Source organism: Arthrobacter sp. NQ4 (genome assembly GCF_029077345.1).
Classification (GTDB): domain Bacteria; phylum Actinomycetota; class Actinomycetes; order Actinomycetales; family Micrococcaceae; genus Arthrobacter.
Map to the genome: position 1 here is coordinate 1 of NZ_JARETC010000022.1, position 17,893 is coordinate 17,893.

The 17,893-nt window shown below is 66.8% G+C and carries 16 protein-coding genes; 7 read left to right on the forward strand and 9 right to left on the reverse strand.

What is annotated here, in order from left to right; genetic code table 11:
• Positions 1-382 precede the first annotated feature (382 nt).
• Positions 383-895, forward strand: a complete 513-nt coding sequence (locus tag PUN51_RS20310; protein ID WP_159629729.1) for a hypothetical protein — start codon at positions 383-385, stop codon at positions 893-895.
• Between the two features lie 16 nt (positions 896-911).
• Here PUN51_RS20310 and PUN51_RS20315 read toward each other — a convergent pair whose 3' ends face one another.
• The 5 genes from PUN51_RS20315 to PUN51_RS20335 form a co-directional block, all read right to left on the reverse strand.
• Positions 912-1,295, reverse strand: a complete 384-nt coding sequence (locus PUN51_RS20315; RefSeq protein WP_142070227.1) for an RNA-binding S4 domain-containing protein — start codon at positions 1,293-1,295, stop codon at positions 912-914.
• 54 nt (positions 1,296-1,349) lie between these two features.
• Positions 1,350-2,465 (reverse strand): sulfite oxidase, encoded by a 1,116-nt coding sequence (locus PUN51_RS20320; RefSeq protein WP_275182328.1) that lies wholly within the window; start codon positions 2,463-2,465, stop codon positions 1,350-1,352.
• Between the two features lie 86 nt (positions 2,466-2,551).
• Positions 2,552-3,412 carry an SDR family oxidoreductase gene (locus PUN51_RS20325; protein WP_275182330.1) on the reverse strand — a complete coding sequence of 287 codons (861 nt, stop codon included), beginning with the start codon at positions 3,410-3,412 and terminating at the stop codon, positions 2,552-2,554.
• On the reverse strand, positions 3,413-4,417 hold the full coding sequence (locus PUN51_RS20330; protein ID WP_159629735.1) for an aldo/keto reductase family protein: 1,005 nt from the start codon (positions 4,415-4,417) through the stop codon (positions 3,413-3,415). It abuts the gene before it with no gap.
• A 39-nt stretch (positions 4,418-4,456) separates the two neighbouring features.
• Positions 4,457-5,110 (reverse strand): hypothetical protein, encoded by a 654-nt coding sequence (locus PUN51_RS20335; protein ID WP_275182332.1) that lies wholly within the window; start codon positions 5,108-5,110, stop codon positions 4,457-4,459.
• 163 nt (positions 5,111-5,273) lie between these two features.
• On the opposite strand from PUN51_RS20335, the gene PUN51_RS20340 reads away from it, so the two are divergent.
• The gene (locus tag PUN51_RS20340; protein WP_236560683.1) at positions 5,274-5,672 is read left to right on the forward strand and encodes a YchJ family protein; all 399 of its coding nucleotides are present in this window, start codon (positions 5,274-5,276) and stop codon (positions 5,670-5,672) included.
• On the opposite strand, the gene PUN51_RS20345 is transcribed toward PUN51_RS20340, so the two are convergent.
• The 3 genes from PUN51_RS20345 to PUN51_RS20355 all read right to left on the reverse strand — a co-directional run bounded on the left by PUN51_RS20345 (position 5,673) and on the right by PUN51_RS20355 (position 8,950).
• A complete protein-coding gene (locus PUN51_RS20345) occupies positions 5,673-6,521 on the reverse strand; it encodes a hypothetical protein (RefSeq protein WP_275182334.1) in 849 nt (282 codons plus the stop codon).
• Between the two features lie 64 nt (positions 6,522-6,585).
• On the reverse strand, positions 6,586-8,586 hold the full coding sequence (locus PUN51_RS20350) for an acyl-CoA dehydrogenase family protein (protein ID WP_275182336.1): 2,001 nt from the start codon (positions 8,584-8,586) through the stop codon (positions 6,586-6,588).
• Positions 8,587-8,647: 61 nt separating this feature from the next.
• On the reverse strand, positions 8,648-8,950 hold the full coding sequence (locus PUN51_RS20355; RefSeq protein WP_275182338.1) for a hypothetical protein: 303 nt from the start codon (positions 8,948-8,950) through the stop codon (positions 8,648-8,650).
• 260 nt (positions 8,951-9,210) lie between these two features.
• On the opposite strand from PUN51_RS20355, the gene PUN51_RS20360 reads away from it, so the two are divergent.
• The 4 genes from PUN51_RS20360 (at position 9,211) to PUN51_RS20375 (ending at position 15,885) form a co-directional block, all read left to right on the forward strand.
• Entirely contained in the window at positions 9,211-10,668 is a 1,458-nt protein-coding gene (locus tag PUN51_RS20360; RefSeq protein WP_275182340.1) for a DUF3375 family protein, read from the forward strand.
• Positions 10,661-11,566 carry a DUF4194 domain-containing protein gene (locus tag PUN51_RS20365; RefSeq protein WP_224023653.1) on the forward strand — a complete coding sequence of 302 codons (906 nt, stop codon included), beginning with the start codon at positions 10,661-10,663 and terminating at the stop codon, positions 11,564-11,566. Before PUN51_RS20360 ends, PUN51_RS20365 begins: the two co-directional genes overlap by 8 nt.
• Positions 11,563-15,024 (forward strand): ATP-binding protein, encoded by a 3,462-nt coding sequence (locus PUN51_RS20370; RefSeq protein WP_275182342.1) that lies wholly within the window; start codon positions 11,563-11,565, stop codon positions 15,022-15,024. The genes PUN51_RS20365 and PUN51_RS20370 overlap by 4 nt, the downstream gene beginning before the upstream one ends.
• 183 nt (positions 15,025-15,207) lie before the next feature.
• Positions 15,208-15,885: a hypothetical protein gene (locus PUN51_RS20375; protein WP_275182344.1), complete on the forward strand. Its 678-nt coding sequence runs from the start codon at positions 15,208-15,210 to the stop codon at positions 15,883-15,885.
• Positions 15,886-15,952: 67 nt separating this feature from the next.
• Here the strand turns inward: PUN51_RS20375 and PUN51_RS20380 are convergent, their stop codons facing one another.
• The gene (locus PUN51_RS20380; RefSeq protein ID WP_275182345.1) at positions 15,953-16,447 is read right to left on the reverse strand and encodes an FBP domain-containing protein; all 495 of its coding nucleotides are present in this window, start codon (positions 16,445-16,447) and stop codon (positions 15,953-15,955) included.
• Between the two features lie 357 nt (positions 16,448-16,804).
• On the opposite strand from PUN51_RS20380, the gene PUN51_RS20385 reads away from it, so the two are divergent.
• Positions 16,805-17,893, forward strand: coding sequence for an iron-siderophore ABC transporter substrate-binding protein (locus PUN51_RS20385; protein ID WP_275182346.1), 1,089 nt, complete (start codon positions 16,805-16,807; stop codon positions 17,891-17,893).

The window sequence follows — 17,893 nt, forward strand, 5'->3', positions numbered from 1 at the left end:
CAGCCGGGACCCCGGCCTCGGCCTGCTCCCGCCGCTGGGATAAATCAAAAGCGACAGCGGTATCAGCCTGCCGGGCACCCGCCAAGGACTTCAGATCCTCCAACCCACGAATCTGCTCGATCATGCCGGCACCATCCGCAGGGACCGGGACGCGGGCGAGCAGGTCCAGGACATCCCCAATGGAAGGTGCGGCGGGCGGGTATGGCGTGGGACCAACACTGGAAGGTTCGGCGCACCGCACCCCCTGTTGTACTGCCGCCGATTCCAAAACCGCTTCCATAGCCAAAGTCTTCCAGCAGGGTGTGACAATCCCGGCCACCCAAAGTCCCTATGTGGAAAACGCAAACGCAGCAATGGCCCGTGCCATGCGGTTCAATGAATTATGCAGTTCACCAGGAAGGGCCTGAAGGTCGAAGGCTTCGCCGGATTCCGGCCTATCCGAAACCTCGAAACCATGAGGATTCCGCAGGGCACAGGCCTCTTCGCCGTCGTTGTGCCGGAAGACTTCCAGGCGCGCTTTCTCACGAAAAGCACCGCCGGAGTCTTCAAGAAGAAGGACCCTTCCCTCCCCGAAGCCGTGTTGGCCACCGAATGGGTGGACGCCGCGGTCGTTCTCTACTTGGGAAAGGCCGGACCCGGAAGCAAGGGTAACCGGGGGCTTCGGCGCCAGATCCAGGAGTTCGTTGACTTTGGGCAAGGAAAGCCGCCCGGCCACTGGGACGGGCGGCTTGTCTGGCAGCTCGCTGACGCGGAATCACTGGCCGTTGCGTGGAAGGAACTTCCGGCCGGCCAGCTGAGCAGCGCGGAAGCGGGTTACCACGCTGCCTTTGTGGAGGAATATGGCCGGTTGCCGTTCGCCAACCTGGTGCAGGCACGCACCAAGGCGGGTGCCTGACGCGGCAGCACGTGCGCTAGGCAGGGCCCCGCAGCCGCTCCATCTCGCGGCGGTCCTTCTTGGTGGGCCGTCCGGCGCCCCGGTCGCGCTGCGGCAACCCAAGCGCCGGAAGGACGGGCCGCGGGGGAGTGTGGTCGGTGAAGCAGTGCGACGCAGCCTCGGCCCCCACGCGTTTGGCAATGAGCCGCCGCACCTCAAGGATCCGCTCGTAGCCTGGCATGCGGACCGTGACGGTATCACCGGTCACCAGTGTTGCCGACGCCTTGGAGGGATTGCCGTTCAGCCGGACATGCCCTGCGCGGCAGGCTGCAGTGGCGGCAGACCGGGTCTTGTAGGCGCGGACGGCCCAGAGCCACGCATCGATTCGGACACTGGCGGGAGCAGATGGGAGGCTGGTCATAATTGGCACCGAGTATAGCCCCAGGGGGTGCCGCCCCGGGAAGCCGGTCCAGCGTCACTCCACCGTCGCGGTGACGCGCTGCACCACGTTGTTTCCCATTCCCTGGTAGTTCCAGTTCTGCTCCAGTGGTTGGGTGGCGCCGGTGATGTCCGTGGCGCGGCAGGCCAGGACGTGTTCGCCCGGGTCCGCGACCCAGGGCAGGCTCCACCTCCGCCACGCGAAACCACCTGCCGGTTTATCCAGGTGGGCGGGAAGCCAGGTGCCGTCGATCCCCACCTCGACGGCGGTCACGGCACCTTCCCCGGACCATGCCCGGCCCTCCAGCATCACCGGGCCCGCGCGGAGGAACCGCCGCCGGGTGAAGAAGTCCGGGACCCCCGGCGGGACCATCAACGAACGCACCCTGATCCGCGAAACCGGGCTGCCGCCGTCGTCCGCGGAGCTCTGGTAGCGGTAGGCAACCTGTTGCTGGAACCCGGTGAACGGTGCCCTGGCCACCTCGATGGACTCCAGCCATTTGACGCTGGCCATCCCGTACCAGCCCGGGACCACCAGCCGCAGCGGGTAACCATGCTGCGGCGGCAGAACGGCTCCGTTCATTTTGTAGGCAAGGACGACGTCGGGACGCAGGGCCTCGCGAATCGGCAGGCTGCGTGCGTAGCGCTGGGGGACGCCGCCCTGCACCCCGGCATCTGCCCCCGTGAACACCACCTCCGCCGCGTCCGGCAGCACACCGGCCTTGCCCAGGAGATAGGCAAGCGGCACGCCGGTCCACTGTGCGGTGCCCACCGCCTCCAGGACCCAGGGTTGGCTGAGGGGCCGCGGCTCCAGGAGCGACCTGCCATTGCCCGCGCACTCAAGGGTGACGGGCACAGTGATGGCCGGGTCGCGGCGAAGCGCGGCCATGCTCAGCTCGAGGGCACGTTCCACTGCGCCGCCGATCCGCAGGTGCCAGGAGGAAACGTCCAGGTCGGGAATGTCGAAGTGCGTGAGGACGTAGTGGAGTCCGGGCGGCGTGACCTCGCGGCGTAGTGCCTCCAGCGGCATGGAATGGTTGCGGGCGGCGAGCTGCAGTTCCTCCTGGGTGAGCGGGCCGGAGGAAGGCTGTGCAGCGGGCGCCGGAGCGGGCGCCGGCTCCTGCCGGGTGGACTGCTGGTTGCTGGGATTCATGGCGGTGCGATTCTGCTCGGCGGACTAAAGTCCCCCCGCCACAGGTCTACGCCGGGCCAACCCGTCCGTCAACGAAATTAACCGGACTACAGCACCGGCCGGGTCAGGAACTCGGCCAGGCTGATGGGGTCCTGCCCGGTCAGTCCGTGCACATCCGGCGAAAGTCCCGACATCTCGCCGGCCGCCATCGCCGTGTAGGTGCTGACCCACGCGTCCAGCTGCCACTGCGGGGCGCCGTAGGAAGCCCGCGACGCGTAGGCTTCCTCCACCGTCTCCGGCTGGTAGCGGACCTGCCGCCCCGTGCCGGCGCTCAGCACCTCGGCAGCCTGCGCCATGCTCAGTTCCTCCGGGCCGGTCAGGTCGTACGTCTTGCCCGTGTGGATGGCGGGATCCCGCAGCACGGCGTGGGCGCTGCGGGCAACGTCCTCCCGCGCCACCCCGGAGAAAACGCCATCCCCGGCAGGGCCCCGGATCACGCCGTCGTCGCCCGTCATCAGCGGCAGGAAGTCGAGGTAGAAGTTGTCGCGCAGGAAGGTGTACGCCATCCCGGACGCCTTGATCCGCTCCTCGGTGGCGTAGTGGTCCCTGGCCAGGGTGAAGGTGGCATCCGGTGCCGCCCCGTAGAAGGAGGTGTACACCACGTGCTCCACACCGGCAGCCGCAGCAGCGTCCACGAATGCGTAGTGCTGCTGCAGCCGGTCTTCGGCCTCGGCGGCGGACACCATGAACAGGACTTTCGCCCCGTCCAGCGCCTGGCGGGAGGCGGCGCCGTCCCCGTAGGAACACACCACCGGATGCGCATCATCCAGCTGCGGGGCCCGTGCGGGGTCGCGCACCAGCAGGCGCTGGGCGAAACCGGACGCGGCAAGTTGCCGTGCCACCATTCCACCCAGGCCTCCGGTGGATCCGCTGACAGCGAGGTCCGGCAGTTCCGTCGGGGATGCCACTTAGGCTTCCCGGGTAGCCGGCGACTTGGTCTGTGCTGGGTCGCGTTCGGCGAGGCCACCGACGGCGTCGTCGATCCGCTTGAGGACCTCCGCCTCCAGCTTCACGCCGGCCGCGCCCACGCTGTCGGCAATCTGCTCGGGACGGGAGGCGCCCACGATGGCGGATGCAACGTTGGGGTTCTGCAGCACCCAGGCCACAGCGAGCTGCGGCATGGTGAGGCCAGCCTCCTGGGCGATCGGCTTCAGTTCCTGCACGGCTGCCAGGACGTCGTCGCGCATCCACCGCTGGATCATTTTGGCACCGCCCTTTTCATCCGTGGCGCGAGTGCCTTCGGGGGCGGGCTGGCCGGGCAGGTACTTGCCGCTGAGGACACCCTGGGCCATGGGCGACCACACTATCTGGGACACGCCCAGCTCTTCCGACGCCGGGACCACCTCGGCCTCGATCACGCGCCAGAGCATGGAGTACTGCGGCTGGTTGGAGATGAGCTGGAAGCCCAGTTCCCTGGACAGCTTGTGGCCTTCGCGGAGCTGTTCCGCGGTCCACTCGCTCACGCCGATGTACAGCGCCTTGCCCTGCCGGACGATGTCCGCGAACGCCTGCATGGTTTCTTCCAGCGGTGTTTCGAAGTCGTACCGGTGGGCCTGGTAAAGGTCCACGTAGTCCGTCTGCAGCCGGCGCAGCGAACCGTTGATGGATTCCATGATGTGCTTGCGGGACAGACCAAGATCGTTCTTGCCCTTGGGGCCGGTGGGGCCAAAGACTTTGGTGAAAATTTCCAGGGACTCGCGGCGCTCATCCTTCAGGGCCTGGCCCAGGACGGTTTCCGCGGCTGTGTTCGCGTAGACGTCCGCGGTGTCGAAGGTGCTGATGCCGGCATCGAGGGCGGCGCGCACACACTGGGTTGCGACGTCGTTTTCCACCTGTGAACCGTGGGTCAGCCAGTTGCCGAACGTGATTTCCGAGACTTTGAAGCCGCTGTTTCCGAGGTATCTGAATTCCATGTGTTCACGCTAACCCACATGGTTGCTCAGGGTAAGGGCTTAGCCATTCTCCTTGGCCTGCTGCTCCTTGAGTACCTGTTGCGGGCCGGCCAGCGAAACGAGGGACCCAGTATCCAGCGGCGGCAGCGGATGCAGCGGCTGGGGCTTCTTGAAGGACCGCGGCATCTCATGGGGCGGCCGGTGGTTGTGCAGGGCGGACTCCACCAGCGGGGCTACCTCGGAGACCTTGTCCGCGGGGACGGCCGGATCCGGAAGATCCCGCACGGACAGTTTGATTTCCGGCACAGCCGCCCGCGCCCTGGCCTGGGCACGCTTGTCGGCTTCCGCGACGGCGGAGGCCCAGTCTTCGGCGAGGACCTGCGGTTCAGGGCGGGCTGCGGCAAGTTTCGGGTGGCGTACGACGGCGGTGCGCAGCGACTCCTTCAGCCGGCCCGGCTTCAGCGCGGCGGCACGTTCCCGGAACGTCGTTCGCGGGCGGGGCTGCCTGGCGGGTGCGCCGGCGGAACCGGCGGAGTCCCGTTTGCCGGGCGCCCGCCCGAGCAGGGTCATCAGCACGACGGCCGTGAGGCGCCCCAGGCCCGCGAGGACCAGGGTGATAACCCCGAGCAGGAAGAGGACCAGGAACATCAGGAGAGCCACGCCCATCGTGCCCAGGAAGGTCAGGTTGAGGACGAGAGTGTCCGGGTTCTCCACGTCTTCTCCTCTCTGGCCAACATCCTGGGCCCGCGTGCGGCGCATAAGGCCGGGCGCAAAGCTCCTTCTCCACCATACGGATTTTTGTCCGGCCGTGCCCGGGCGGGCAGGGCCCGGTGCCAGGTTGTAGCGAAGCTGTTACCCGATATGACAGCATCACCGGGTGACCGCATCAATAGATTCCGCAAACTGCATATGTCTGTCCGGAGATCCGTACGCGGCGTGCTGTGGCCGGTTCCATTCCGGCCGGGCGGAGGCTGCCACGGCGGAACAGCTGATGCGGTCCCGGTACAGCGCCTTTGCCCTGCTCGACGAGGCCTACCTTCTGCGCACCCACCATCCGTCCACCGCGCCGGCAGCCCTGGACCTGGACCCTGCCATGGAATGGCGCCGCCTGGACATTGTGGCCACCGGGAACGGGGGTCCCTTCGACACGGAAGGAACCGTGGAATTCAAGGCGTTCTACCGGCACGGCAAGGACCGCGGCGTCCTTCACGAGAACAGCCGGTTCGTCCGGGAGGGCGGGCACTGGCTGTACGTGGACGGCGACATCCTCGCCTGACTACTCCTCGTCGTCGTAAAACTCGCTGTCCGGGGTGAATCCGGCACGGTCAACCTTCCGGTGGAACCGCATGCCCGCCAGGCCGCCGAGCACCGCACCCACGAGCGCCACCGCCGCAACCACCACCGCGGCGATAATGCTGGTGGTGGTCAGCTGTCCTTCATTGATGGGGATGCGCGGAAAGCTGTTCAGGTTGGCCAGGACGTTGAACTGCTGCCCTGCCACGAGCCCCAGGATGGCCACCACAACGGCCGCGATCAGGGCCCAGATCCACACCATGATTCCCTGCTTGACGCCGTTGAAGCGGGCCATGCGGCCTGCCACGTAGCCGCCGCAGTAATAGGAGAGGAACAGGATCACCAGCAGGACGATAATCCCCACTAAACCGACCGTGCCGCTGTTCTGGGCGGCCTGGTTTACGGCCTGGTTGACGTCGGTGTTGCTGGCAAGGCCCACGGCGGTCCCGGCCGCTGCCACCAATGCGGTCAGCAGGACGGCCATTCCGGTGGCGGTCAGCCAGCCAAAGAAGGCAGAGCCAACCTTGATGCCGCCGAACCGCTCCTTCTGGCGCGCCACGGCAGTTTCCCTGTCTGCCAGGGTTGGGTCCGCCGCGGGTGCCACCACGGGGGTCGCTGTGGTCGGGGCAGGAGCGTACGTCCGCTCGGCCGTCGGCGCCACATAGTCCCGGTCCACGGCCCGGTCGCGGTCCCTGGGGCGGATCGGTGCCTGGTCCATCGAGCGCGTGGCGGCGTCGTCCGCGGCTGCTTCCCGGTGGCCTCCGCCCCGGGTGGTTTCGTCCTCCCGGGCACGGCGGGGAGGCAGGTTCTCTGGGTCCGTTGAGCTGCTCATGGCTCAACTCAACCACCCGTCCGGGGTGATAGCAAGCGTGCTTACTATTTTGTGACCTGCAGTTTTACCGGTACTTCCGGTGGAGGTCCTCCTTGGCGGAAGGCCCGGGCGAAGCGTCGGCGATCCACGGGCCCGTGCCCTCCGATTGGTCCAGGACCCCCACTTCCAGCCATTCATAATCGCCCGCGAGGACCTTGCGCGTCAGTGCCTGGTCGGCGTCGTCCGTGTTCCGCCACAGCTGGTCGAAGTATTCGTCCACGCGCACCCTAGCCTGCTCGCAATAGGCGTCGGCGAGCTCGTAGGCGCCGGCGGCCTTGCCAGGGGAGGACTTGAGGAGCATCTCGGCCCGGGAGCAGCAGGCGGTCATGGCGAACAGTTCCGCGCCAATGTCCACCACGCGGCCCAGGAACGCCTGCTTGCGCTCAAGCTTGGCCTGCCACCGGCCCATGCCGTAAAAAGTTTGCCGCGCCAGGCGCCGCGACGAGCGTTCAACGAAGCGAAGGTGCCTGGCCAGCCTGCCGAACTCGCCATACGAGCGGGGGTCCATGCCGGCGCCCGCCAACAGCTTGGGGAGCCACTTGGCGTAGAAGCCGGAAGCACCGACGGCGGCTTTCGCTTTGTCGGCCAGGCTCGCATCCAGGGAGGCGAGGTCGCCCGCGGCGGCAAGGTGCGCGTCCACAGCTTCCCGCGCAATCAGCAGCCGCATGATTTCGGAGGACCCTTCGAAGATCCTGTTGATGCGGAGGTCCCGCAGCTGCTGCTCCGCCGGTACTGCGCGTTCCCCGCGGGCGGCCAGCGACTCGGCTGTTTCGAACCCCCGCCCGCCCCGGATCTGGACCAGCTCGTCCGCGATCCGGCAGCTGATCTCCGTGGCCCAAAGCTTTGCGAGCGCCGCTTCGATGCGGACGTCCTTCTGCCCCGCATCGGCAAGTTCGGCGGACAGTTCAAACACCGCGTCCAGGGCAAAGGCCGAGGCCGCGATGAACGCAATCTTCTTGCCCACGGCCTCGTGTTCGCCCACGGGCCTGCCCCACTGGGTGCGCGCATTGGACCATTCGCGGGCAATCTTCAGGCTCCATCGCCCGGACGCCACGCACAGTGCCGGGAGCGCAAGGCGGCCGGTGTTGAGTGTGGTGAGCGCGATCTTCAGGCCCTGGCCCTCGCGGCCCAGCCGGTTGGCGGCCGGCACGCGCACCTGATGGAAGCGGGTCACGCCGTTCTCGATGCCCCGCAGGCCCATGAACGCGTTGCGGTTCTCCACCGTGATGCCGGGCGAATCCATCTCCACCACGAAGGCGCTGATGCCGCCCTTGTGCCGGGTGCCGTGCGCGTCGGTGTGCGCCGGAACCACGGCCATCACCACCACCAGTTCGGCGATCACGCCGTTGGTGGTCCAAAGCTTCACGCCGTCCAAAAGGTACGCGTCGCCGTCGTCCGTTGGCGTTGCCGTGCTGCCCAGGCGGGCGGGGTCGCTCCCGACGTCGGGTTCGGTCAGGAGGAAGGCCGTGACGGCACCCGCGGCACACCGCGGCAGGTACTCGCGCTTTTGTTCGGGCGTGCCGAAGACCTTGACGGGCTCCGGCACGCCGATGGACTGGTGGGCGGAGATGAGGGCGCCAAGACTGGGGTGCACGCTCCCCAGCAGGGCGAGGGCCCGGCCGTAATACACCAGGGAGAGGCCCAGCCCCCCGTACTCCTCCGGGATCTTCATCCCGAAGACACCCAGGTCCGCCAGGCCCTTGATGTAGTCGTCCGGAATCTTCGCATCCCGTTCGATGACCCGCCCGGACATGGTTTTTGCGAACTCGGTGAGGCGGGACATGAACTCCTCGCCCCGGTCCACGGAGGCGGGGTCCGCGGCGGGCCACGGGTGGACCAGGTCCAGGTCGAAATTGCCCAGATAAAGGCCCTTGGCGAAGCTGGGGCGGTCCCAGCCTGTTTCCCGGGCGGCCTCGGCGACGGCCCGGGCATCTTCGGCGGTAGCTCCGGCGCCGATGTTTCCGGCGGGGACGGGGGTTTCTTCAGCCGGGGCGTCTTTGGCCTGGCTGTCAGTTGCGGAGGTCATGGGTTATCTCCTTGGCCGGATTGGCCGGTGTAGCCATGGATCCGCCGGGTTGGAGAACCCTTCAGCTGTCCCTCAAGATTACCCGCGGGTAGGTTCCGGTGCTAGGGGACGGCTGGGGCTGGAAATCGCCGGGAAGCTCGACGGCCGAGGCGCGGTGGACCAGCCTGTCCCAGCCGGAGTTGATCCCGTGGACTACCGCCATCAGGGTATTGACCACCACCATCCAGGTGAGCTTGCCGGCCCCCAGCACTACCAGGGCAACCAGTCCGGCCGTGAGGACGAAGGCGGCCAATAATGCGCCAAATACCAGGGTCCCGATGAAGACCAAGGTGGCTGTTTCCACTGAGCTTAAATCGAACTGCATGAATCCCCCTGCTGCGACGTTGCTGTGCAAAAGACTGCGGTGGCGAAGACCAGTAGCAGAAGCGTAGGGGGACGGCCGCACGCCCAGCCAGTGCTGGATGGGGCAGATGTGACTGTTGATACGGGATTGAAACACTACCCGCAGGTAGGTCACGAAGCGGTCGCGGCGGCCTGCGTTAACCTTGTAGTTGGCAGTTTTCCGGTCCGTCCACTTCGGGCCACCTCCTGCCCAGCCCCCGCCCACCAGCCCAAGGAGAGTGTGTGCCCCGCTCCGCCAGGTCATCCGCTGACGCCATCAGCGCCCGGCTCCGGGACCTCGAACTCCTCACCAAGGGACCCGCCTGGGCGCTGACGCGTTCGGCGCCGTGGGTGATTGCCGTGCTCCAGGCTTCCTTCACCCGCACCCGGCCGCAGGTTCCGCTTGAGGAATTCCATGCCGACGTCGACTCCTTCCTTGAGGAGCTCCGCCGCCAGGATCCCGGGCTGGGAGGAGGGGCCAACGGAAAGGCTTTTGGCGACGAATGGACCCGGCGGCAGTTCCTGACCCGCCGCAACCAGTCAGGCCAGATCGTTTACGAGGCAACCGAGCCGGCGGCCCGTGTGCTCGCCTTCCTGGACAGCCTCTCCAGCGAGCGGTCCACCCTGAACGGGTCCCGCCTGGGCACCCTGCTGGGAGACGTGGAAAAGCTCGCCAACGAAACCAACCCGGACCAGAGCGCCCGGCTCGAAGCCCTCGAAGAGGAAATCGAAGAGCGGCAGCAGCTCATCCAGGACATCAGTACCGGCGAGTTCGACGGCCTGCTGGACGACGATGAAGCGGTGGAGGCCGCCGGAAACATCCTGGACCTGGCGGCCAGCCTGCCCGCGGACTACAAGAAGATGCGTGACCGGATCGAGGAACTGGTGGGCGGCCTCCGCAACCAGATCATCGAGGAGTCCCTGACCAAGGGCGCCACTATGGCGCAGGTCCTGGAAGCCGATAAACGGCTCCGCCAAAGTCCCGAGGGCAGGACGTTCCGGTCCTTCACGGCATTCCTGGAGGATCCGCAGCAGCAGCTGAGGTTCCGGTCGGCGATCGGCGAGGTGCTGAGCCGACAGTTCGCCGACGACCTCTCGCCCGACGACCGGGAAACGCTGAAGAACCTGGTGGCCGAACTCCGCCAGCAGCACAGCCAGATCCAGCGCATCTACGGCAAGCTGAGCGAAAGCCTCAACACCTACGTCCAGAGCGATGACTTCCGCCAGTCGGTCCGGCTGCGGCAGGTCCTGCGCGAAGCGGAGCAGGCCATCCGCTCCCTCGCGTACGAGCGGGAACGCCCCGGCCTGGTACCCGGACCCGTCCTCTACAACGCCGGCTTTGAGTCCCTGTCCATGGTGAAGCTTTTCGATCCCGACGAGTTCGCGGCGCCGCCCCGCCTGGCCGATCCCATCGCCTTCACCGACTCGGACCGGGTGCGCTCGCCGAGGACCGGCAAGGCCAAACCGGCGGTGGTCCGGGCGGCCATGGCAGGAGCTGCAACCCTTGCCGATGCCTGGCACCAGCTGCCGCCCGAAGAGCAGCACATCAACACCATCCGCGCCCTCTTGTCGGAAGCCCTCCACGCCGGGGCGGACTTCAACCGCGGCGCCTGGGATGGCCTGGACTTCGAACAGATAGACGGCTCCACCCGCAAGGCCTACCTGCCGGTGGTCACGCTCGCAAAGGATTCAGATGACTGAGGTTTCACACGACACGACCCCAGCGCCCGATGCCGCCCAGGGAGTGGCATCGGGCCTGTCGGAGCCGCGCGCTGGGCTGATCGAAGATCAGCCGCGCGGCGAAGGGGCGGGGGCGGCATCGGGCGCTGAGTACCCCTTTGCAGTTTCACCCCGCGACACCTTCGTCGACGGCGCCGCCTTGTTCCCCGGCGACACCGGAGTCCTGTCGATGAAGGTGCGGCAGGCCCTGGTGAAGCTCCTCAAGGGCCCCTACATTGACGGCGGCCGGGACGAAAAGCTCTGGACGGTGCTGCTGGACAACCAGGTGATCCTGCGCAGCCGCCTTTCCGAGCTGTTCCTGACCCTGCAGCTGGACCACGAGCGGAAGATCGCCGTCCTGCGCCCCGTGGATCCGGAGGTGATCGGCGGCAACACGCGGTCCAGCATCCTGCGCCAGCAGCGCGCCCTCAGCCGGGTGGAAACCATCGTGCTCCTCCGGCTGCGCCTGCTGCTGGACCGGCACGTCACGGCCCAGACGGACCCCACCATCACCCGCGAGGAAATCACGGACCTGGTGGCGCACTACCAGCCCGCCGGCCAGCAGGACGCCCTGCGGGACTCGGACGTGGTCACGCGAGCCATCACCAAGCTCCTGGCCCGCCAACTCCTGCTCCCCACTGGGCTGGACGACGTCTACACCATCTCCAACGCCCTGCCCCTGGCCCTCCCGTTCGAAAACATCGGCGACATCCCGGCCCACATCGAGGCCTTGGTAGCGGCTTCGGCCGACGCCGCCGGCACAGAGGCAATGCTGGACCTCGATGACTCTTCGTCGAACGAGAACGAGGACGAGGACGGTGCGGGGGACGACGACGCCGGTGCCGAGGCGGACGAAAGCAAGACTGAGGTGACCAAGTGACGATCGCGAGCATGCTTCCGTTGGGGGACGTGACCAACCCCGGGCAGATGCGCCTGGCGCTGGTGCAGGTGGTCAACTGGGGGACGTTCCACGGCGCGCACACGATGCACGTGGACCGGAACGGCACCCTGCTGACGGGTAACTCCGGCGTGGGCAAGTCCACGCTGTTTGATGCAATGCTGCGGGTGTTCGATGCCCGGCCGAGGTCGAACGAGGCCGCTGCGCAGCGTTCGGGTGCCGTGGAGGACAAGCGGACCACGTTCACGTACATGCGCGGCAAGGTGGGGGACAAGGCCGTGGGCGAGGGCTCAGCGAGTGCCTTCCAGCGCCCGGGTGCCACCTGGTCCGCCGTCGCGCTGACGTTCGACAACGCCGCCGGCACACGGGTGACGGTCTCGGCACTGTTCGACCTGCCCAAGAACGGCACCGAGTCCAGCGTGGGCCGGTTCTACCTGATCGACAACGTGCCCCTGGACCTTGAAGCGGTAGAGGGTATCGCGGACAAGCGCTTCACCAAGGGCGTCTTGGAGACGCTCTTCCCGCACGCCCAGGTCTTCGACGTGCACAAGGCCTTCGCGGAGCGGTTCCGGCGGCTGCTGGGGATCAGCTCGGACCAGGCGCTGCCCCTGCTGCGTGTGATCCAGGCAGGCAAGGGCCTTGGCGGCAGCGTCAACACTTTCTTCCGCGACCAGGTCCTGGACGCGCCGGCAACGCTGACCGCCGCGGACGACGTGGTGGAGGAGTTCAGCAACCTGATGTCCATCCGCCAGCGGCTGGAAGATGTCCGGCAGCAGCGCGACCAGTTGGCCCCTGTCCCTGGGCTGAACCGCGAATACGCGCAGTCGCTGCTGGACGCGAACCGGCTCCGGGAGCTGGTGGGCGGTGAATTCGAGGCGTACAAGCAGCAGCTGTCAGTAACGGTCCACGAGAAGACGCTGGTCCGTTTCCGTGAGCTGGCGCAGGCCAAGGCCAAGGAACTCGGCGCCGAGCGTGCGGTCCGCGACGGCCTGGCCAAGGAATTACGGGAGCTGGAGGCCGACTACAACAACCAGGGCGGCAACGCGATCTCGGCCATTGAGCAGTCGCTGGAGAACGCCCGGGTTGGCCTGAAACTCCGCCAGCAGGTGGAGGAGGCAGCCCAGCAGGCACTGGCCGACGCCGGCCTGCAGCTCGAGTGGAGCGCCGCCGGCTGGGAGCAGGCACACGAGCAGGCGGCGGCCCGGTCCGCCGAGCTGAAGGATGATTCGCAGGCCCTGCAGGAGCTGCGGTTCGAGGCGTTCGACGCGCACGCCAGCCGGAAACGCGAACTGGCCGCGGCTGAGCAGGAACTCGTCTCACTGAAGACGCGCAAATCGTTGCTGCCGCCGTCGAGCATTGAAAACCGCGCCGCCATTGCCGCGGCAACCGGCATCCCCGAGGACCGCATGCCCTTCGCCGGCGAGCTCATGGACCTCGCCGAAGGGGAGGAACGGTGGCGCCCCGCTGCCGAACGGGCGCTGCGCAACCTGGCCACCACCCTGCTGGTTCCCGGCGAGCACTTCGGCGCCGTGACCCGCTACCTCAACGACCACAACGTCCGCGGCGCGCTGCGGGCCGTGGATGTCTCCAAGCCGCTCGCCGGCGGCGCGCTCGCCGTGGAGGACGCGCGCGACGGCGACCTGCTCACCAAGCTGGACATCCTCGCCTCGGGTGCGGCTGCTGAAGCCGGCGAATGGGTCCGCGAGCGGATCGCCCTCGACTTCGCCTACCCCTGCGTGGAGGATCCTGACGAACTGGCCGCCCTGGACAAGGGCCTCAGCCTGGGCGGCGTGGTCAAGCGCAACCGCCACACGGTGGAGAAGGACGACCGGTTCACCAGCCGCCAGGATTACGTCCTGGGCTTCGACAACGCGGCCAAGCTGGAGCTCGTGGCCGGGCAGGTGGAGGACCTCCGGCAGGAAGTGGCCAAGGCCGCCGAACTGGCGCAGAGCCGCGAGGATTCGCACCAGGGCATGAGCCGGCAGCTTGACGCACTGCGCCGGATCGCGGAAGACGACCGTCCCTGGGAACAGGTGTCTGCCGCGGTGGCGGCCGATGAGCTGGCGCGGATCGAGCAGCGGCTCAAGGATGCCCTGGCGGCACAGGCGGACCTGGAGCCGCTGCGTGCCACCATCGAGGAAGTCCGGCACAAGCACCAGTCCAGCACCGAGTCCGCAGCGGTCCTGCAAAGCGAATACAAGGCACTCGACCGCCAGCTGACGGCTGCCGACAGCCTGCTGGAAGCCGCGCGCGACCGCCTGGCCCAGGCGCCGCCGTCGGACGCCACCGTCAAAGCCCTGGAACCCTACTTCGCCGACTTCGGCGAGATCACGGAAATGCACGAGCTGGACAACCTGGCCAACCGGGTGCGGACCGCGCTGCTGGGCGAACTGCACACCGCGGAGTCGCGGGGGCAGGCGACGGCGGAGCGGCTTACCCGCATTTTCGAAGGCTTCGTGCGCGAGTGGGGCAGCGCCATCTCGGCGGACCACGGCACCAGCATCGGCGCCGCGAGCGAATTCGAGGCGCGCTACCACGCGATCGTGAACGACGGCCTGCCCGCGCAGGAGGCGGAGTTCCGGCAGTTCTTCAACCAGCGCACGCACGAGTCCTTCAGTACCCTGCTGCACCTGCTGGACGAGGAACGCCGCTCCATCACCAGCCGCATCCTGCCCCTGAACGGCATCCTGTCGCAGGTGAACTTCCACGAGGGCAGCTACCTGGAACTGGACATCAAGCAGACGCTGCCACCGACGGCCAAGCAGTTCAAGGATGCCATCCAGAACGCGTTGAAGGCCCGGCACAGCCGCCCGGCCAAATCGGAGGCCGGCCGGGCGGAGGGTTCCGGCGCTGAGGGGGACGACGACGGCGAGCTCACCGCCCGCTACAAATCCCTGGAGACGCTGGTGAAGCGGCTTGGCTCCCAGGCGCCCGAGGACCGGAGGTGGCGGGCCGAGGTGCTGGACGTGCGCGGGCACCTGTTCATCCAGTGCAAGGAGCACCGGGAAGTCACCGGCCCCCGTGGCGGTAAGAAGACCGAAGTGTTCATGCACGCCGACACCGGCTCCATGTCCGGCGGCGAGCGGCAACGGTTCACCGCCTTCATCATGGCCGCGGCCCTGAGCTACCAGCTGGGCATCGCCGAGCAGGGCTTCACCACCTACGGCACCGTGATGATGGACGAGGCCTTTGTGCTCGCGTCGGAGGAGTTCGCCGGCGCCGGAATTAAGGCGCTGCACGAATTCGGATTCCAGCTGCTGCTGGCCGCACCTGAAAACGTGATCGACCTGTCCCGGCACCTGGGCTCCGTCACCGAGATCCTCCGGGACCGGCGCACCAACCGCTCCGGTGTCCTCACAGCGCCGGTGATCCGTCCCCGCGCCGGCGAGGAGGGCGCCTGGCGGTCGGAGGCGAACCCGGTGGACATCGTCCTTCGCTGAGAAAGCCGGGCAATATAACAAATAGGTGGAATTATTGTGCGGGCAATGGTGGCCGGTGTTTTCGTTGTGCCACTCTGGGATGACCAACCACACCTCGCCTGAAGAAATCCCATCGGTACTGCGGGAAGCTGGGTCCGCGCTGTTCCAAGAGTGAACAATGGCGTCCTCTTGAAAGGCCTTCCCATGCGCCTTCTTCAATGCGCACCGCTCGCGCTCGCTGCTGCGCTGCTCCCTCTCGCAGCTTGCGCGGAGGGGACCCCGGCGAATGTCGGTTCATCTCCGGCGTCCGCCGCCAGTTCCACCGTGGCCCCGGACCCGGGCCGGGCAATAGTTCCCGCCGCCACATCTTCCCCGGTTCCCCCGGGGCCGGACGTCTTCACCTTTCCCGACGGCCGGCTGTCCTTCAGCCACCCGGCGGACTGGACGGTGGAGCTTTTCGAGCCGCCGAAAACTCCGTATGTGGGAACGGCTACGGTTCACGATGCCGAAGGAAGCAGCCGCATCAACATCTACTACGGTCAAATCGCCGACGTCGTCGCCGGCTCTGCCACCCGGACCGTCATCGAAACAGACCCTGTCCTGGGCCTCCGGGACCATTCTGTTCCCACGCCGCATGCATCGTTCTTTGTAGACCGCAGTGAAGGCGCCGCAAGATACCGCATGGAACTCACGGCTGGATTGCCTGTTTCCCCGGACGGACAGATGCGGGAAGGTCCGGTGCTGCTTGGCGACCGGGTCTTGAGCGCGGACGTCCTGTTCGGCGCGCAGCCGTTCGCCAACGATGACGCGGCGAAGGCCTGGTATTGGGGCGCCGAAGGCCAGGCGCTGAAGGCTGTGCTGATGAGCTTCTCCTACCGCTGACCGGCAGGCAGGGAAGTCCCGCTCACGGCCGTGAACGGGACTTCCCCCGCCTGCTTCGCCTGACGTCCTACTTGGCCTGAACGCGCGCCAGGAACTGCGCCGTGCGGTCCTGAAGCCCCTTGATCTGGCGTTCCACCACGGCTGCGGGATCTGGATTGATCTCATTGACAGGCGGCTCCCTGCGGACGTTGCCGCAGCACACGAAGTCGGCGCAGATCAGGGTGCCGACGGTGTTGCCGTTCCGCCCGGACTGGCCCGCCCTTTTGGCGACCCACAACAAGACGTCCTCCTTGGACAACACATCCCGGCAGAGCTCACACAGCACCGACCGGTTCTTTTTGGCCCCTCGTTCGGGTGCCCGGAGCATGATCCCGGTGAGGCCCTTTTGCCCTGGGACCACGAGGTAGCCGCGCAGCGGCATCTTCTCGTCCCGCCAGCCGAGGAACTCCAGGCTGCCCCAGTCGAGGGATTCGAAGTTTTTGGGCAGGGTGAGCTTTGCAGCTTCCGAGCGGCTGGCGTTGACGAAGGATGAACGGATCTGCTGGGACGTGACTGATTGCATGGCTGAAACTTTCGTGAAGGTGGGCAGCCCGGAGCCGGGCCAGGGGTAACGGGGGAGTCAGTCAGTCTCCGCGGTGCAGGCCAAAGCGGCCACCCCGCTCTCCACGGCAGCGGCGGCCCGGTTGGCCCTCTGCGTGCGCATCGTTCCCGTTGTCCTTTTCCTGTTCAGCCGTCCTGTGTCTCAAAAGCCGGACCAGCAAGGGCCATCCTGCCAAAGGATGCGGGTCCTGTCCAAGCAGCCAATCGCAGAATGTGGTTTTCGTCACGATGGTGGATTAGGTGATAAAAGTGTTGCGTAATGCGTATTTACATAGGTTAGCCTTACTTAAGTTTTGATCAGCCCGATTCAAGGAGCCCCGTGTCGTTCCCCCTCTTCCCCGGCCCAGCGCCCACCCGCCGCACGCTGTTTTCCTCGGCCGGAAAGGCTGCCGCAGTGCTGGCTGCGGCGGCCCTCACGCTGTCTGCCTGCAGCACAGGTCCCGCCACCACCGTTGCGGATGCCGGCAGTTCCAGCAGCAGCACCGCCTTCCCCGTCACCATCGAGCACGTGTACGGCAGTACCACCATCGAGAAGCAGCCCACCCGGGTTGCCACCGTTTCCTGGGTCAACGACGATGTCGCTATCGCGCTGGGCGTGGTTCCGGTGGGCGTCCCCAGGAACGAGTGGGGCGGCAATGACAAGGGCTCCACCCCCTGGAAGGACGCCGCGCTGGAAAAACTGGGCGCGGGCTTCGGTTCGGCCAAGGCTCCCGCCCAGTACTCGGAAGCAGACGGGATCAACTTCACGGAGATTGCCAAGCTCAGCCCGGACGTCATCCTCGCCGCCTACTCGGGCCTGACGGAAGAGGACTACAAGAAGCTCAGCGAAATCGCCCCCGTGGTGGCGCACCCCGAGGTGGCTTATGGGACGTCCTGGCAGGACTCCACCACCATCATCGGCAAGGCCCTGGGCAAGGACGCCGAAGCCGCCAAGCTGGTTTCCGACACCGAGTCGACGGTCAAGGACAAGGTGGCCCAGTACCCCCAGATCCAAGGCAAGAGCTTCATCTACGGCAACCTGGAGCCTGCCAAGGGCGACGGCGTGAACGTCTACACCGCCAACGACAACCGCCCCCGCTTCCTCAGCGAGATCGGCATGACCCTCGCCCCGGTGGTGGCGGACAACTCCAAGGGCTCCAAGGAGTTCTACATTCCGTGGTCCGCCGAAAAAGCCAATGAACTGCAGTCGGACATCTTCGTCACCTGGGTTCCGGATGCCTCCACAACCGACGCCATCAAGGCGAACCCGCTCCTCGGCCAGATCCCGGCCATCAAGAATGGTGCCCTGGTGGCCGATTCGGACAACATGCTGACCCTTTCCATCTCGGCATCGTCGCCGCTGAGCCTGCCGTGGTCCCTGGACACGTTCCTCCCGCAGCTTGCCACAGCAGCGGACGCAGTGAAGTAG

Bases quoted from the DNA above. Each gene is read 5' to 3' on its own strand.
- PUN51_RS20350 (WP_275182336.1), bottom strand. From the start codon at position 8,586: ATGACCTCCGCAACTGACAGCCAGGCCAAAGACGCCCCGGCTGAAGAA.
- PUN51_RS20375 (WP_275182344.1), top strand. From the start codon at position 15,208: ATGCGCCTTCTTCAATGCGCACCGCTCGCGCTCGCTGCTGCGCTGCTC.
- PUN51_RS20330 (WP_159629735.1), bottom strand. From the start codon at position 4,417: ATGGAATTCAGATACCTCGGAAACAGCGGCTTCAAAGTCTCGGAAATC.
- PUN51_RS20365 (WP_224023653.1), top strand. From the start codon at position 10,661: ATGACTGAGGTTTCACACGACACGACCCCAGCGCCCGATGCCGCCCAG.
- PUN51_RS20355 (WP_275182338.1), bottom strand. From the start codon at position 8,950: ATGCAGTTCGATTTAAGCTCAGTGGAAACAGCCACCTTGGTCTTCATC.
- PUN51_RS20310 (WP_159629729.1), top strand. From the start codon at position 383: ATGCAGTTCACCAGGAAGGGCCTGAAGGTCGAAGGCTTCGCCGGATTC.
- PUN51_RS20315 (WP_142070227.1), bottom strand. From the start codon at position 1,295: ATGACCAGCCTCCCATCTGCTCCCGCCAGTGTCCGAATCGATGCGTGG.
- PUN51_RS20320 (WP_275182328.1), bottom strand. From the start codon at position 2,465: ATGAATCCCAGCAACCAGCAGTCCACCCGGCAGGAGCCGGCGCCCGCT.
- PUN51_RS20380 (WP_275182345.1), bottom strand. From the start codon at position 16,447: ATGCAATCAGTCACGTCCCAGCAGATCCGTTCATCCTTCGTCAACGCC.
- PUN51_RS20345 (WP_275182334.1), bottom strand. From the start codon at position 6,521: ATGAGCAGCTCAACGGACCCAGAGAACCTGCCTCCCCGCCGTGCCCGG.